At 29.7% G+C, this 16,046-nt stretch carries 17 protein-coding genes; 10 read left to right on the top strand and 7 right to left on the bottom strand.

From position 1 onward, the window contains the following. Together CAMP18497_RS06775 and CAMP18497_RS06770 are read left to right on the top strand one after the other, a co-directional pair. Positions 1–873, top strand: an 873-nt coding sequence (locus CAMP18497_RS06775) for an OmpA family protein (protein ID WP_337213372.1), incomplete at its 5' end; no start/stop codon positions are given. After that, positions 860–1,744: a 1-aminocyclopropane-1-carboxylate deaminase/D-cysteine desulfhydrase gene (locus tag CAMP18497_RS06770; protein WP_337213370.1), complete on the top strand. Its 885-nt coding sequence runs from the start codon at positions 860–862 to the stop codon at positions 1,742–1,744. The genes CAMP18497_RS06775 and CAMP18497_RS06770, both read left to right, overlap by 14 nt. Here CAMP18497_RS06770 and CAMP18497_RS06765 read toward each other — a convergent pair. Continuing rightward, positions 1,715–3,079, bottom strand: a complete 1,365-nt coding sequence (locus tag CAMP18497_RS06765; protein ID WP_214114752.1) for a sodium-dependent transporter — start codon at positions 3,077–3,079, stop codon at positions 1,715–1,717. The two genes, CAMP18497_RS06770 and CAMP18497_RS06765, sit on opposite strands and share 30 nt — an antisense overlap. Positions 3,080–3,181: 102 nt before the next feature. Here CAMP18497_RS06765 and CAMP18497_RS06760 point away from each other — a divergent pair, with 102 nt between their 5' ends. Next, entirely contained in the window at positions 3,182–4,357 is a 1,176-nt protein-coding gene (locus CAMP18497_RS06760; RefSeq protein ID WP_337213367.1) for an NAD(P)/FAD-dependent oxidoreductase, read from the top strand. A gap of 21 nt (positions 4,358–4,378) precedes the next feature. Here the strand turns inward: CAMP18497_RS06760 and dsbD are convergent, their stop codons facing one another. Then, positions 4,379–6,070, bottom strand: coding sequence for a protein-disulfide reductase DsbD (dsbD, locus tag CAMP18497_RS06755; RefSeq protein WP_337213365.1), 1,692 nt, complete (start codon positions 6,068–6,070; stop codon positions 4,379–4,381). Between the two features lie 92 nt (positions 6,071–6,162). Between dsbD and ppk2 the strand changes: the two genes are divergently transcribed. Continuing rightward, on the top strand, positions 6,163–6,990 hold the full coding sequence (gene ppk2 / locus CAMP18497_RS06750; protein WP_263674532.1) for a polyphosphate kinase 2: 828 nt from the start codon (positions 6,163–6,165) through the stop codon (positions 6,988–6,990). 9 nt (positions 6,991–6,999) lie between these two features. Continuing rightward, on the top strand, positions 7,000–7,782 hold the full coding sequence (locus CAMP18497_RS06745; protein WP_442867796.1) for an amino acid ABC transporter permease: 783 nt from the start codon (positions 7,000–7,002) through the stop codon (positions 7,780–7,782). On the opposite strand, the gene CAMP18497_RS06740 is transcribed toward CAMP18497_RS06745, so the two are convergent. Genes CAMP18497_RS06740 through CAMP18497_RS06720 form a run of 5 tightly spaced genes read right to left on the bottom strand, consistent with a single transcriptional unit; the run spans position 7,779 to position 12,311 of the window. Beyond that, positions 7,779–8,543 (bottom strand): transporter substrate-binding domain-containing protein, encoded by a 765-nt coding sequence (locus tag CAMP18497_RS06740; RefSeq protein WP_337213363.1) that lies wholly within the window; start codon positions 8,541–8,543, stop codon positions 7,779–7,781. The two genes, CAMP18497_RS06745 and CAMP18497_RS06740, sit on opposite strands and share 4 nt — an antisense overlap. Beyond that, complete coding sequence (kdsB, locus tag CAMP18497_RS06735; protein WP_337213361.1) at positions 8,540–9,265, bottom strand: 3-deoxy-manno-octulosonate cytidylyltransferase; 726 nt, start codon at positions 9,263–9,265, stop codon at positions 8,540–8,542. The genes CAMP18497_RS06740 and kdsB overlap by 4 nt, the downstream gene beginning before the upstream one ends. Next, the gene (thrC, locus tag CAMP18497_RS06730; RefSeq protein WP_337213359.1) at positions 9,262–10,671 is read right to left on the bottom strand and encodes a threonine synthase; all 1,410 of its coding nucleotides are present in this window, start codon (positions 10,669–10,671) and stop codon (positions 9,262–9,264) included. Before thrC ends, kdsB begins: the two co-directional genes overlap by 4 nt. Then, positions 10,646–11,584 carry a tetraacyldisaccharide 4'-kinase gene (locus CAMP18497_RS06725; protein WP_337213357.1) on the bottom strand — a complete coding sequence of 313 codons (939 nt, stop codon included), beginning with the start codon at positions 11,582–11,584 and terminating at the stop codon, positions 10,646–10,648. Before CAMP18497_RS06725 ends, thrC begins: the two co-directional genes overlap by 26 nt. Continuing rightward, positions 11,571–12,311 (bottom strand): NAD+ synthase, encoded by a 741-nt coding sequence (locus CAMP18497_RS06720; RefSeq protein WP_337213355.1) that lies wholly within the window; start codon positions 12,309–12,311, stop codon positions 11,571–11,573. The genes CAMP18497_RS06725 and CAMP18497_RS06720 overlap by 14 nt, the downstream gene beginning before the upstream one ends. A 61-nt stretch (positions 12,312–12,372) precedes the next feature. On the opposite strand from CAMP18497_RS06720, the gene CAMP18497_RS06715 reads away from it, so the two are divergent. The 5 genes from CAMP18497_RS06715 to CAMP18497_RS06695 are packed head-to-tail and all read left to right on the top strand — an operon-like array spanning position 12,373 to position 16,039. After that, positions 12,373–12,972: an MBL fold metallo-hydrolase gene (locus CAMP18497_RS06715; RefSeq protein ID WP_337213353.1), complete on the top strand. Its 600-nt coding sequence runs from the start codon at positions 12,373–12,375 to the stop codon at positions 12,970–12,972. Next, positions 12,972–13,253 (top strand): hypothetical protein, encoded by a 282-nt coding sequence (locus CAMP18497_RS06710; protein ID WP_012661606.1) that lies wholly within the window; start codon positions 12,972–12,974, stop codon positions 13,251–13,253. Before CAMP18497_RS06715 ends, CAMP18497_RS06710 begins: the two co-directional genes overlap by 1 nt. A gap of 56 nt (positions 13,254–13,309) precedes the next feature. Beyond that, positions 13,310–14,287, top strand: coding sequence for an agmatine deiminase family protein (locus CAMP18497_RS06705; protein ID WP_337213350.1), 978 nt, complete (start codon positions 13,310–13,312; stop codon positions 14,285–14,287). Continuing rightward, complete coding sequence (locus CAMP18497_RS06700) at positions 14,284–15,198, top strand: cation diffusion facilitator family transporter (RefSeq protein ID WP_337213348.1); 915 nt, start codon at positions 14,284–14,286, stop codon at positions 15,196–15,198. The genes CAMP18497_RS06705 and CAMP18497_RS06700 overlap by 4 nt, the downstream gene beginning before the upstream one ends. Further along, positions 15,167–16,039 carry an N-carbamoylputrescine amidohydrolase gene (locus CAMP18497_RS06695; protein ID WP_257910244.1) on the top strand — a complete coding sequence of 291 codons (873 nt, stop codon included), beginning with the start codon at positions 15,167–15,169 and terminating at the stop codon, positions 16,037–16,039. The genes CAMP18497_RS06700 and CAMP18497_RS06695 overlap by 32 nt, the downstream gene beginning before the upstream one ends. Positions 16,040–16,046 lie beyond the last annotated feature (7 nt).

The raw sequence follows: 16,046 nt of genomic DNA, 5'->3' as shown, positions 1-16,046 counted from the left end.
ATATTTATTTTGCTTATTGGAGCTATAGTTGTTAAGTATGTTTTAACTCAAAGTGATTTGCAAATCATAAAAGAAAATCTACAAAAACAAGAAGAGCGCTTAAGAGAGAATAAAGAAGAATTAAACCAAAAAGAAGATATTTTAAAAAATCTTAGTCAAAAATTAAATAATACTTCAAGCACGCTTGATGATGTTAATAAGCAAAAACAGGCTTTAGAGGCTAATATTACTAAACTCAATCAAGATTTAAATTCAAGCTTAGATGAAAAAGATCAACAAATTTTTGCTTTGCTTGAGAGATTAAACAAAAAAGATGAAGAAATCAAAGAATTAGAGCGTAATTTTGATGAGGCAAAAAGTAAGATCAAAGAACTAGGTTTAATCAAAGAAAATACCATCAAAAATCTTCAAGCAAAATTTGATACTAATATTACTCTAGATTCTAATACAGGAGCGATAGTATTGCCTTCTGAAGTGCTTTTTGATACAAATTCATTTACGCTAAAAGCTCAAGCAAAAGAGAATTTGAAAACGATTTTAACGCAGTATTTTGACAATATTTTAAAAGATGAAAATATCTTAAACAGCATAGAAAATATAGTCATAGAAGGCCATACAGATAGTGCAGGCTCTTATATATATAATCTTGATTTATCACAAAAAAGAGCTTATGCTGTGATGAGTTTTATACACTCATTTTATAAAGATCCAAGATTGCAAAAACTTTTAATGGCAAGTGGTAGGTCTTATTCTGATGTAATTATGAAAGATGGCAAAGAAGATAAAGAAGCAAGTCGTAGAATAGAGATTAAGTTTAATATCAATACAAATAATGCTTTAGAAAAGGTTGAAAAATACCTTGATAGCAAGTAGAATTGATGTTTTAAAATACAAAGATTTTGAATTTTTACTCAAAAGAGATGATTTACTAGGTTATATCAATGGTAATAAGGCTAGAAAACTAGCCTTTTTTGAAAAAAACAAACATTTATTTAAAAAAGGACAAAGATTTATTTCTTTTGGTTCTTCTCAAAGTAATGCTTTAGTTGCTTTAGCAAAGTTTTGTTATGAAAATGATTTTTTGCTCATTTTTGTTTGTGAAAAAATGAGTTCTTTTTTAAAAGAAAATCCCCATGGAAATTTAGAATTTGCATTAAAACACAATGTTGAGTTGATAGAAAATATAAATTATCCCACAAGAAGATTACAAGCTTTAGCTTTAAAAAAAGATGATGATGTTTTTATAGAAGAAGGTGTGGCTATAAAAGAAGCTGAATTTGGATACCAACAACTAGCCTTAGAGCTTAGTGAGCGATTGAATGTAAATGTAAGTATTTTCTTACCTTCAGGCACAGGAACTTCTGCGGCTTTTTTGGCTAAACATAGCAAATTTAAAGTTTTTACATGTGCTTGTGTGGGAGATAGTGCGTATTTAAAAGAGCAAATTTTAAGCTTAGAGCCAAATTATGATTTTGATAATTTAACCATATTAAATCCACCAAAAAAATATCATTTTGCTAAGCCTTATTTAGAATTTTATGAGCTTTATCAAGATCTAAAAAAAGAATGTGGAGTAGAGTTTGATTTGCTTTACGATATGGTGGGTTTTAAAACTTTATTAGCTCATAAAGAGCAACTTGGTGGAAAAATCTTATATATCCATCAAGGAGGCCTTGAAGGAAATATAAGCATGTTAAAGCGTTATGAATATAAATTAAAAAATACCAAAATAAAAAATCACTAAGATAATCAAAGGTATGATAAACTTAACATAGTAATACCATAGTTTAAAAATACTTCCTTTTAGGGTATTTTGATTAGAAAGCTCATAAATTGCATCTTTTTTAAGCACCCAACCTACATATATACAACAAAAAAATGCGGTTAAAACAAAGAATATATTTCCACTAATAAAATCAAAGCTATCAAAAATATTTTTTCCTTTGATGATAGTAATATCTTTTAAAGGGCCATAAGTAAGTATGCATGGTAAATTTCCCAAGACAAAGATACTTCCAAGCGTTAGATTGATAGCAGTATTTTTAGCTAGTTTAAATTTTTCTTCCAAAACACTGATAATTACTTGATAAATTGGCAAGCTTGTGGTAAGTGCAGCGATGATTAAAAGCAAAAAGAAAAACACGCAAATTATACTTCCAAAAGGTATATGTGAAAATGCAACAGGTAAGGTCTTAAAAACCAAAGATGGCCCACTATCAGGGGTTAAACCTACGCTAAATAAAGCTGGAAAAATCATAAAACCAGCAAGCACTGCTATGAGGGTATTTAAAATTCCTGTATAAACAGAAGTTTTGATTAAATTCTCATTTTTCTTAAGGTGAGATGATAAGGTTATCATTACCCCAAAGCCTAAAGATAGGGCAAAAAATACTTGTCCTAAAACATCTATAAACAATTTAGGAGTGATTTTGGAAAGATCAGGGGTAAGGTAAAATTTCACGCCCTCACTTGCTCCTTCAAGTGTTAAATTGCGTGCAACAACAACCAAAAGGCAGATAAATAAAAATGGCATAAGGTATTTTACTGACTTTTCTATGCCATCAATCACACCTTTTTTTAAGATAATCCAGTTAATTATCACAAATATAGTAGTAAAAATTCCTATTAATAAAGGATTGTTTTCTATAGTAGAGCTATAAAATTCGCTTGTATATTGAGCATTAATGGGACTTGAAAGATTAAAATCACCTATGATGATTTTAAAAATATAAGCTAAAACCCATCCGCCTATTACCATATAATAAGCCATGATTCCAAAACTACCTAAAAGTCCCATGTAGCCAACACCTTGCCAAGAATTAGATATTTTAATTCCATCACTTGTTTTTCCACCAAAAGCATCGACTGAATTTAGCATTCTGCGTCTTCCTATAACATTTTCAACCAAAATCACAGGAATTCCTATAAAAATCATAGCTATACAAAAGGCTAAAACATAAGCACCGCCCCCATTTTCACCTACTAAGTATGGAAAACGCCAAGTGGCTCCAAAACCAATAGTCGCTCCTGCTACTGTAAGGATATAAGTTAGCGTATTGCTCCAAGTTTGTCTTTGCATGTTTTTTCCTTGCTAAATTTAAATAAAAAATATTTTAAGATAAAAAATAATACCATTATGCCAAATTTTTATTTATTTTTTTATCAAATTAAAGGAAAATCCATGCAAAAAAAGAAAATTTTATTTTTAGGTGCAGGATATGCTACTTTATCGGCTATAAAAGCCTTACCTGGTGAGTTTTTTGAAAAAGCACAAGTGAGTTTGATTAATAACAATTCTTATCATTATCATACTATTTTACTACACAAAGTAGCTTCAAATGAAGATATTTATAGCTCAAAATATGATCTTTTACCTTTATTAAATCCAAAAATTAACTTTATTCAAGACGAAGTTTTAAAAATTTCTAAAGATAAAGTTTTTACTAAAAATAATGAATTTGACTTTGATATTTTAGTATGTGGGCTTGGTTTTGCTAAAGAAACTTTTGGCATTAAAGGTATGCAAGAATATGCTTTGAGTATAGATAATTATGAAAATGCTTTAAAAATTAATGAAATTATATATGAGAAAATAAAAAATTATAAAACCACTCAAAATGAAGATGATTTAAAAATCACAGTTTGTGGCGGGGGCTTAAGTGGGGTTGAGTTTGTGGCTTCTTTAGCTAAAGAGCTTAAATTCTTTTGCCAAAAAGAGCAAATTGCTTATGAGAAATTAGAGCTTTCTATTATTGAAGCTATGGATCAAATTTTACCTATGTTTGATAAAAGTTTGGCTTTAAAAGCAAGGCAAAGGTTAGAGACACTTGGTGTGAAAGTATATGAAAAATCTAAAATCATAGAATGTGAAAAAAATGGTATAAGACTTGATGGAGGAGAATTTGTTAAAGCTAATACTATCATTTGGACTGCAGGAGTTAGAGGTAATAGCGTTATAGAAAATAGCTCAGATTTTCCAAGCACAAGATCGCGTATAGAAGTAGATGCTTTTATGCATCCATTAAATGTTGAAAATGCGTCAAGATACTTTTTTATAGGTGACAATAGTTTATTTAAAAATCCTAAAACTAACACCCCTTATCCTCCAACAGCCCAGCTTGCATTAAGAGAAGGAGCTTATGTAGCTAAAGCTTTAATGGCTATGGTTGATGAGAAAGAATTTAAACAAGAATTTTCTTTTATAAGTGGAAATACTGTTTGTTCTATCGGAAAGGATTATGCAGTTGGCACGGTTTTACATAAACCAATTAGTGGTTTTTTAGCAATAAAACTTAAAATTTTTATAGAAAAACTATGGCAGTATCAGCTTGAAGGATTGAAAGGTTTTTTGAAATAAAATTAATTTTAAATAGAGTTTTTAAGGAACTCTATTTAAAAAATCATTTGCATCTACATAGCCTATAATACGTCCTTTTTCCTCGCCTTTGTTAAAAAATATCATCACAGGAGGCCCAAAAACTCCAAATTCTTTCATAAGAGCTAAATCTTCTTGGCTATTGTGTGTTACATCTGCTTTTAAAAGTGTGTAATTAGCAAGCAAATTTTGTACTTTTGTATCTGTAAAAGTATATTCTTCTAAGAGTTTGCAGTTTTCACACCAAGCGGCTGTAAATTCAAGCATGACTGGTTTGGTAGAATTTTGTAATTCTTGCTCAAGCTCTTTTAAATTTTTGATGGTTTTAAAACTTAAACTAGAGCTATTTTCTTTTGAAGCAAGATTAAACTCAAGAGGTTTTAGCAAGCTTTTTGAGCCTATTGAGCCACCTAAAATTAGACTTAAACTATAAGCTAAAATTAAAATCATACTTGCTTTTTTAAATTTATCAAAATTAGTTTTTGCTTCATCAAATAGCCCCATAAAGCTAGCAAAAAATACTCCTATAGCCCCATAAAGCATTAAAATGATATTTGCACTAAGTATTCTTTCTAGCATCCAAACTGCCATGATGAGCATGATAAAACCAAAGAAAATCTTTATTTTAAGCATCCAAGCTCCACTTTTTAAAAAACTTCCTCCAAGTCCTATTAAAAGTAAAGGCATGCCCATACCAAAACTCATCACAAATAAAGAAAGTCCTCCTAAAAATACATCGCCACTATTAGTAATATAAAGCAAAGCTCCTGCTAAAGGTGCAGCCACGCAAGGTCCTACAATAAGAGCTGATAAAAAGCCCATGATAGCTATACCAAAAACCCCATTTTTGCCTTCTATTTTTTTATTGATAAAATTTTGAAATTTAAGTGGCAGTTGTAATTCATAAAGGCCAAACATAGAAAGTGAGAGCAATACAAAAATACCCGCAAAAATAATGATAATCCAAGGTTGTTGTAATAAACCTTGTACATTAGCACCTGCAAGGCCTACTAAAGCACCTGCTATAGCATAAGCTAAAGACATAAAAAAGACATAGATAAAAGATAAATAAAAGCTATGTTTTTTAGATGGTTTATCTTTGAGTTTCATTGCAATTAATGAAGAAAGAATAGGTATCATTGGTAAAATACAAGGAGTAAGTGCTAATAATAAGCCATAACCAAAAAAAGTTAAAAGTGTGATAAATATATTTTGTGTGCTTAAATCATTAGCAATTTGCTCATCTTCATTTTGCTTTTTAAATTGATCTTTGGTTGATTTTATAGTATAAATTCCATTTTGTCTATCAAGTTCATAATTTACATATACAGGACGATAGCATAAACCTTCTTCTGAGCAACCCTGATAAGCTAGGGAAAGTTTTGCTTTGTTATTTTTAATAAAATCATCTAATAATAATTGAGGTATAAAAAGTTCAAGTTGGTTAAAGATTACTTCTTTATTTTCTCTCGTTTGAGTTTGTGGGAAATTTAATAAAGAAGTAATGTCATTAGAGTCTAATTCTACTTTGATTTGATCTTTGTAAAGATAAATTCTATCTGCAAGATTGATTTTTAAAAAAATTCCTTGATTGTTGCTATGGGTATTGAGTTTAAAAGCTTCATTGAGTGATAATACTCCATTATTAGCAAAAGCTAAATTGAAAAAAATAAAAAATACCACTAAAAAACGCATTTTTCTCCTTGAAATTGAAAATTAAATTTGTTTTATTTTACTTATTTGTGGTAAATTTAAGTTAATAATTATCCTAAATTAAGGAGCCTGTTATGGACAAAGACAAATTTACTCTCATTAAGGTAAAAAAATCAACACTTGAGTATGAAAGTGAGCTTAAAAGATTACAAATTGAGCTTTTGAAATTTCAAAATCATGTTAAAGATAAAGGATTAAAAGTTTTGATTTTAATCGAAGGACGCGATGCAGCAGGAAAGGGTGGTGCCATTAAAAGATTAATTGAGCATTTAAACCCTAGAGGTTGTCGTGTGGTGGCACTTGAAAAGCCAAGTGATGTGGAAAGAACTCAGTGGTATTTTCAACGTTATGTAACGCATTTACCTGCAGCAGGAGAAATAGTGATTTTTGATAGATCATGGTATAATAGAGCAGGAGTAGAGCCTGTGATGGGTTTTTGTACTCCAAATGAGCATAAAAAATTCTTGCGCGAGGTGGCTTCTTTTGAAGAGATGTTGCTTGATAGTGGAATTTTATTTTTTAAATTTTATTTTTCAGTTTCCAAACAAGAGCAAAAAAGACGTTTTGAGCAAAGAAGAACAGATCCACTAAAACAATACAAATTATCTCCGGTTGATGAAAAATCCCAAGAATTATGGGACAAATACACCCTAGCAAAATATTCTATGCTTTTAGCTTCTAATACACCAAAATGTCCTTGGGTGATTATTAATTCAGATAGTAAAAAGAAAGCAAGAATTAATTTGTTTAAGTATTTACTTAGTGTTTTAGAATATCCAAATAAAATTAAAAATAAGTATTTTAAATACGATAAAAAATTAGTCCGTAGTGGTGAAGAAGAAATTCGCAAAATGGAGCTTAGTTTAAATGATGAAAAACTTAAAAAATTTGATAAAAAATAAGGGATAGAATTGAATCATCTTTTTATAGTACGTAGTAAATTTAATGAACATAAAAAAATCACTCCAAAAGTGTTTGTGGTTAATGCTTTTTTGTTGGTTTTTTTATTGTTTTTATTTTTTTATTTGTCTTTTTTAAGTGCTAGTTATAATTTTGATTTTGGGGCAATTTATGAGTATAAAGACAAAATGATACAAGGTTTTTTTACGAGTTTTTTTATTAGTGTTTTGTCTTTGATTGTAGGTGTGATTTTTGCTTTGATTTTATGCTATATGAGTCTTTGTAAAATCGTGCTTTTTAATATGTTTGCAAGAGTTTTTATAGAGCTTATTAGAGGCACGCCTTTGCTAGTGCAAATTTTATTGATTTATTACATTTTTGCGGATAATTTGGGGCTTGATAATCGCTATGTTTGTGGAGTTTTGATTTTAGCTTTATTTGCTAGTGCTTATATTTGTGAGATATTTAGAGCAGGGATTTTAAGTGTTGATAAAATGCAATATGAAAGTGCTAAGGCTTTGGGTTTGAGTGAGTTTGAAATTTATAAAAGCGTTATTTTTCCCCAAGCTTTAAAAAATATCTTAGCACCACTAAGCGGACAGCTTAGTAATTTAATTAAAGATAGTTCTCTTTTAAGCGTTATAGCTATTTCAGAACTAACTCAAAATGCTCAAGAAATCAATGCTTTTACCTTTTCAACTTTAGAAATTTATATTCCCTTAGCGTTTTGCTATTTGGTTTTAACTTTGCCTATTTCTATGTTTTCAAGAAAGCTTGAAAAGAGTTTTTCTTAAAAGAAAAACTCAAGCTTTTGTTCTTTGAAAACTTCTTGCATATCTTTGAGGTATTTTTGACTTAGCTTATCAAAAAGACCATTTTCTTTAGATTTTAAAATAAATTCATTGAGTTCTTCTTTTAATTTGGTATTATTTTTATTTAAAGCTATGGCCCATTGCTCAGGTGTTTTTTCAAAAGGAGTAAAAATAACTTTTGTTTGCTCAGGATGTTTTTTCCATGCTTTATAAATGCTCATTTGATCATAAATAAAAGCATCAGCTTTAGCTTGAATGACTTCTAAAATGGCTGCATTTTCTTTATCAAATACTAAGATTTTTGCATTTTTAAGATTTTTTTGAGCATATAAATGTGCACTTGAACCTCTTTTTAAAGCAAGGATTTTCCCTTTTTGATTTAAATCTTCTATGGAATTAATAATTGATTTTTTAGCGCTTAATATCGCTAAATTTGCCTTAGCATAAGGCAAGGTAAAATCTATTACTTTTTTTCTTTGCTCACTTATACTCATAGAAGACATGATGAGATCTATTTTTTGAGTTCTTAAAGCAGGTATGAGTCCATCCCAAGCTATGTTTTGAATTTTTAAATCATAGTTTTTTTCTTTGGCAAAGGCTTGTAAAAACTCTACACTAATACCACTTGGATTACCTTTAGTATCACTCATTTCAAAAGGAGGGTAGGCTAACTCCATACCTACGATTAATTCTTTTGCATGAAGTGTAAAAAACAAGCTTAGTAAAAAAAGTATTTTTTTCATTTTTTAACTCCAAATTTAGCCAAAGCTTTCTCATAATCTTCTTTTGTATCTATACCTATGCTTTGACTTTGTATTTTTAACATTTTGATTTTTTTGCCATTTTCTAAGGCTCTTAATTGTTCTAATTTTTCACATTCTTCCAAAGCTGAATTTTTCAAAGTACAAAATTCTTGTAAATTTTTAACCCTATATGCATAAATTCCAAGATGGGCTTTAAAATTTTGTTTATAATTTGCCCTTTCATAAGGAATTTTAGATCTTGAAAAATATAAAGCATAATCATTATTATCAGTAACTACTTTAACCAAATTAGGATCATCGCAAGCTTTTGCATCTACTTCTTTATAGCAACTACTCATAAAACAAAGCTCATCTTCAAAAGCTTTTTGGCTAAATTCTTTAAAATCTTTAATATTTTGTGTTTCTATAAAAGGCTCATCAGCTTGGACATTAATGATTAGCTCATTTTCATTTAGTTTTAAAATTTGACAAGCTTCGTTGATTCTATCAGTGCCACTTTCGTGATTTTTACTTGTTAAAACTGCTTTTATGTTATGTTTTTGCGCTATTTTTAAAACCTCTTCATCATCAAGCGCCACACACACTTCATCAACTTCTTGCATTTTTTTAGCTGTATAAATAAACATAGGTAAATTATCAATTTCACATAAAATTTTATTTTCAAAACGACTTGATTTTAATCTTGCTGGTATGATTATCATTGTTTTATCCATTCTATAATAGTTTGTTTTAGATTTTTGAGTTTGCAAACTTGATTTTGCTTTTGTGTGCTTGTAAATAAGCTTGCAATATTTGGATGAATTTCTTGTTTAAATTCTTTTGCAAGTTCTTGCATACAAGCTTGTTCATCTTGGCATTCTTTATTATAAATTGCTTGATACATGCTTGGGGTAAATTTACTCCATTGTGCTGTGGAAGTGATAAGCGTAGTAATGTTAGAATCAAGCATTTTAAAGCAAGTGCAAGTGTGAGGATCTAAAAGTCCTAAGTGGCTGTATTGTTTGATATATTGCATACACTCTTCATCATTGCAAAAATCAGCTTCAAAGTCTTCTTGCAAAAGCTCTAGTTCTTTTTGGCTAAGCTCATAATATTTTTCATTCTTTAAAGCTTGCATAAGTTCTTTGGTGCGTTCATCTTTAAATTTATCAAAAAGCAAGCGTTCTATATTTGATGATATAAGTATATCCATAGCAGGAGAAATAGTCTTTTGCAAGCTTTTATTTCTTAAATCATATTTGCCTGTATTAAAAAACTCACTTAAGATATTGTTTGAATTGGAAGCAATTTTAATTTTACCTATATTTGCTCCCATTTTTTTAGCATAATAAGCTCCCAAAGCATCGCCAAAATTTCCACTTGGAATGATGATATCTATTGTTTTGTCAATTTTCAAACTAGCATAGTAATGATAGATGATTTGAAAAAGTATTCTTCCAAAATTAACTGAATTTGCAGCACTTAGACTTAACTTTTCTTCTTTTAAAGTATTTTTAAAATCCTCATCATTTAAAAGCGCTTTTAGAGCATTCTGCGCATCATCAAAATTACCTTCAATGGCTATGGATTTTAAATTGCTTGCATTTGAATGTGTCATTTGTAAAGCTTGAGTTTTACTTGTGCCTTCATTTGGGTAAATGCAAACTACTTTTATGCCTTTTTTATTTTCAAAGCTTTTTAGCGTAGCAGGCCCTGTATCACCACTTGTAGCGCACATGATTAAAAAATCATCATCTTTTTTTAAGTGTTCTAAAAGCACGCCAAAAGGTTGTAAAGCCATATCTTTAAAAGCTCTTGTTGGCCCATGGAATAATTCATTAATATAAAGCTTATCATTGATTTTTTTCAAATTAATAGGGCAGGTTTTATCATCAAAATCCTCATAAGTTTTCAAAGCTTTTTCAAAAACTTCAAGCTCTAAATCAAAATCAAAAGACGTGATGATTTTTAAGGCTAATTCTTTGTAGTTTAAATTTTTTAAAGCTTCATTGTCAAGCTTTGGTAGATTAAGTGGTGCATATAAAGCATTATTGGGTGCACTAGGGCTAAGTAAGGCCTTTGAAAAGCTTATTTGGTGATTTTTATCTTGGGTTGAGTGTAGTAACATTTTCTTCCTTTTTGTTAAATTTATCAATATAATCTTGCAAAACTTGCTTAAAGTTATCTTTTAAAACAATATCAAGATGAATAAGTTCAATTTTAAAGCCAAAATCTTTTACTTTCACATAGTCTTTAAAGGTTAGCATTAAGGTGTCACAATTGTGTTTTTTTAAAAGTTTTTCTAATTCTTCTTTTTTGAAAGTATAATGATCAGCAAAAAAATAACAAGCTCTAGCTTTAATAAAATGCTCATATAGCCTAAAAGGCTTTGCAATAGAGCTTATTAAAATGGCTTTTTGATTTTCTTTTACATGAGAATAACGCACAAAGTCTTCATTTTCTTTAGCTATAAAATCAGCCCTTTTAGCAAAAGATTTTGGCAAACGATAAGCCCCGCTAGGTAGGGTAAAATCAAAAAAAGGCTCATCTTTACTTTGCAATAAAATATTAAGTTTTTTAATGTGAAATTTAGAAAAAGCATCATCTAAAAGTATGATTTTTGCTCCAAGTTCGATAGCTTTTTGTATGCCTTTAACCCTATCTTCGCTTGCTATCACTCCATTAATGTGCTTTGTAAGTGCATATTCCATAGCTTCATCGCCACTTTCTTTAATATCGCACAAAATTTTATCTTTATACTTAACGATGATTAAGCCTTTACTTTGTCTTTTATAGCCTCTTAAGATAATAAAACAATTTTCAAACTCAGCTGCTATGGCTTTACAAACGGGAGTTTTTCCATTACCTCCTAGGGTTAGATTACCTATGCTTATAATGGGTAAATTAAAATCAAGTTCTTTTTTAAATTTAGTATTTAAAATAGCTATAATCATATATAAAAAGCTAAAAGGCAAAAGCAAAAAGGCTAGAATTTTTTGTAAAAAATTAGGTTTAAAAAAATACCGATCAAGCCAAGTCATATGTATTCTTTAATGTTGTTGGAAGTTTTCTTTTAAAGGCATTATTTTGCACACGCTCTAAGACTAAATTTTTTAAATTCTCATCAAAATTTTCCAAGCTTTGATTATTTTCTAAAGCTTTTAAAACTTCATCTAAAACTTCATATTTATAGCCAAGATCTTTTTCATCGCTTTGATTTGGCCAAAGATCAGCACTTGGAGCTTTTTGTATGAAATTTTCATGCACACCCATAAATTTAGCAAGCTCAAAAACTTCACTTTTATAAAGCGTAGCCAAAGGATTAAAAGCACAAGCTAAATCCCCATAAATAGTCCCATAGCCAAGCATAAGCTCGCTTTTATTAGAAGTGCCTACCACTAAAGCATTATGTAAGGCTGAATAATCATAAAGCAAGCTCATACGCACTCTTGCAGCTAAATTCCCAAAGCGTAAAGGGTTTAAGTCTTGACAAATTTTTTCATAAGCACAAAGTACTTCATCAATATAAATGATCTTATGATGAATTTGTAAATCTTTACAAAGCATTAATGCATCATCTAAATTTTCTTTTTTAGAATGTTTTGTAGGCATTAAAAGCACAAAAAGTTTTTTACCTACTGCTTTTTTGCAAAGATGAGCTACTAAAGCTGAATCTATCCCACCACTTAAACCTAAGATGAGATTTTTATCTCTTGCTTGTTCTTTTATAAAATTGATCAATAATTCTTGTAATTTTGTATAATTCATAAAAAATCTTTAAATATTAATTTTTTAAAATTATATTTGATTTAGTTAAAAGGAAGTTTATATGCGTATTTTAAAACAACCATGCGGAATGTATGAAACAAATTGTTATATTATAAATCATAATAACAAGCAAATCATCATCGATCCAGGTGAAGATGCTTATGAGTTTATTAAAGAAAACGCAAGCAAACCTTTAGCTATTTTAAATACTCATGGTCATTATGATCATGTTTATGATAATGCTAAAGTTAAAAAGGTTTATGAAATTCCACTTTTTATCCATAAAGATGATGCTTTTATGCTAAAAGATCCTTTTAATTATGGTTTTGAGCATTCAAGCGCTGATGTATTGATAGAAAATGAAAATGAATTTAGTATAGATGAGTTTAAGTTTAAATTTCATCATTTCCCAGGGCATACTCCAGGGTGTTGTATGATAGAACTTGTGGGTGAAGATGTGCTTTTTAGTGGAGATTTTTTATTTTACCGTAGTATTGGTAGATGGGACTTTCCTTACTCAGATGCAACTAAGATGAAAGAGAGTTTGCTTAAAGTTTTAGCTTATGAAAAAGATTTTAGATTGCTTCCAGGGCATGGAGAAGAAAGCACTTTAAAAGAAGAGCAAAGTGCAATTCCTGCTTGGTTAAGGTATTTTCACTAATGGATAAGGTTTTATATTTTTTAAGTTTTTTGCTGATTTTAAGTGCGGTTTTGAGTTTTTTTAAACCCAAAGAAGCAAAAAAGAAATTTTTTCACAAATGCCCATGTTTTAGAGCGGTGGAAAATGGTTTAATGAGTAGAATTTGCATTTATGCAGGAAGTTTTGGTTTTATGTATTCTGTGCTTTATATAGGATTTGGAGTGTATGATAAAAAGCTTTTTATGATTTTGCTTTTATCTTTTGCGATATGGTATTTTGCTTGGGTTTTAAAAAAAGAGTAAAAAACTATCATTAAAAATGTTAAAATACTTTTTTAATTATCAAAAAGGGTATCAAAATGAGAAAAAGCATAGCAGAATGGCAAAAACAAGAGCTACTTTTACTTTCCTTGCCTCATGAAAATAGCGATTGGAAGCCTTATTTAGAAGAGATTTTGCAAAGCTATGAAGAATTTGTTAAAGCTGTGGCAAATTTTCAAAAAGTTTTACTTATAGCACCAAGTGAAAAAGACTTTCAAAGATTTAAGCATATAAAAAACGTTGATTTTTTTAAGTGCGATACTAATGATACTTGGATTAGAGATTTTGGTGCAATTGATGTGTGTGAAGATGATAAACTCATAGGGCTTGATTTTATTTTTAATGCTTGGGGTGATAAATTTCAAAGCACTTTAGATAATGCGGTAAATTCAAAACTTTTTGCACAAAAATTATCTGGAAAATTAGAAAAAATTGATCTTATCTTAGAAGGTGGGAGTATTGATTTTAATGGGCAAGGAGTAATGCTTACAACGAGTGCTTGTTTGTTAAATGAAAATAGAAATTCACATTTAAATAAAGAGCAAATTGAAGCTAAATTAAAAGAAATTTTTGGCTTAAAACAAATTATATGGTTAAATCATGGTTATATAAAAGGCGATGATACTGATCATCATATAGATACTCTAGCAAGATTTATCAATGAAAAAACCATTGCTTATTGTGTGTGTAAAGATGAAAATGATGAGCATTATAAGCCCTTAAAAGCTATGGAGGAAGAACTTAAAAAAACAGGATTTGATTTATTAGAGCTTCCTTTACCTAAGCCTTTGTATTTTGAAGGTAAAAGACTTGGTGCTACTTATGCAAATTTTGTTTTTGTTAATGGTGGCTTGATAGTGCCAACTTATAATGATGAAAACGATGCTTTGGTATTAGAAAATTTACAAAAAGCATGTAAAGATAGAAAAGTAGTAGGGGTTGATGCAAGAGTGTTTTTAAGACAAAATGGTTCTTTGCATTGTTCTTGTCAAAACCGCTATGAAGGTCAAAGATGAATTTGCAAAAAAGCGCAACCATCATCGCAAGTGTATGTGCTGTTTTTTTAGCTATTGTTAAATTTATAGTAGGTTTAGCTTCAGGTTCTGTTGCGGTGCTTTCTAGTGCGATTGATTCTTTACTTGATTGTGTGATTTCGGGTTTAAATTTTTTAGCTTTGAAAAAAAGCTCTCAAGGCTCTAGTAAAGAATATAATTTTGGCCTTAGTAAAATTGAAGCCTTAATGGGGCTTTTTGAAGGTCTTGTGATTAGCGGGATTGGGGTTTATATTTTTTATGAGAGTGTTTTAAAAATTCATAATCAAGAAAGTGTAGAAAAACTTGATCTTGGAATTTATGTCATGGCTTTTGCTATGGCTGTGACTTTGTGTTTGGTAGTTTTTTTAAATTATGTTGCCAAAAAAACAAAAAGCTTGATTATAAAAGCTGATAGCTTACACTATAAAATAGACTTTTTAACTAATGCCCTAACGCTTTTAGCACTTGTGATTATAGCTTTTACAAATTATCATTTTATTGATGGTTTATTTGGCATAGCTATAAGTTTATATACGATTTTTTCAGCTTTTAAAATTATAAAAGAAAGTTCTAAAATTTTATTAGATGTGGCAATTGATAAAGAGCAAGTTGAAGTGATTAAGCAAATTATAAGTACAAATAAAGAGGTCAAAAGCTTTCATCATTTAAAAACCAGAAAAAGCCCTGATATACTTTATGTTAGTGTGCATTTAGTTTTTGAACCTACAATATCACTTTTAAAAGCTCATAAAATCGGTGATGAGATTGAAGATAATATAAGGGAGTATTTTAAAGATGATTTTTGGAATATCCATATACACTTAGACCCTTATGATGATTCAGAAGAAGAAAGGAGTAAAAATGAAATTAGCGCTCATACAGCAAGAATTTAAACAAAATAAAGAAAAAACTATAGAAAAAACATGCAAACTTATCAAACAAGCAGCAAAGGAAAAGGCTGAACTTGTATGCTTGCAAGAGCTTCATCAAACGCAGTATTTTTGTCAAAGTGAAAATACAGACTTTTTTGATTTGGCAAATGACTATGAAGAAGATGTTAAATTTTGGTCTAATGTAGCTAGGGAAAATAATGTTGTTTTGGTAACTTCTTTATTTGAAAAAAGAAGCGCAGGGCTTTATCATAATACTAGCGTGGTATTTGAAAAAGATGGTTCCATAGCAGGTAAATACCGCAAAATGCATATTCCTGATGATCCTTGTTTTTATGAAAAATTTTATTTTACTCCAGGTGATTTGGGATTTGAACCTATACAAACAAGCGTTGGAAAACTTGGAGTTTTAATATGTTGGGATCAATGGTATCCTGAAGCTGCTAGGTTAATGGCTTTAAAAGGGGCTCAAATTTTGATTTATCCTACTGCTATAGGTTGGTTTGATAAGGATGAAAAAGAAGAAAAACAAAGACAACTTGAAGCTTGGATAGGTGTACAAAGAGGCCATGCTATAGCTAATGGCTTGCCTGTGGTAGCTATTAATAGAGTGGGTTTTGAAAAAGATGAAAGCGGTGTGGAAGATGGCATAAGATTTTGGGGGAATTCTTTTGTCTTTGGGGCTCAAGGCGAAGAGCTTTTTAGGGCCGATGATAAACAAGAGCTTTGTAAAATCGTTGAAATTGACATGCAAAGATGTGAAAATGTGCGTAGATGGTGGCCATTTTTACGCGATAGACGCATAGAGTATTTTCATGAATTAAATAAAAGATTTATTGACTAAAAGGAGA

The sequence above is a fragment of the Campylobacter sp. W0066.1 genome (assembly GCF_024723635.1).
Lineage (GTDB): Bacteria > Campylobacterota > Campylobacteria > Campylobacterales > Campylobacteraceae > Campylobacter_D > Campylobacter_D lari_C.
Note: the sequence above shows the minus strand (reverse complement) of the source record. Positions and strands in the feature narration are given on the sequence as shown.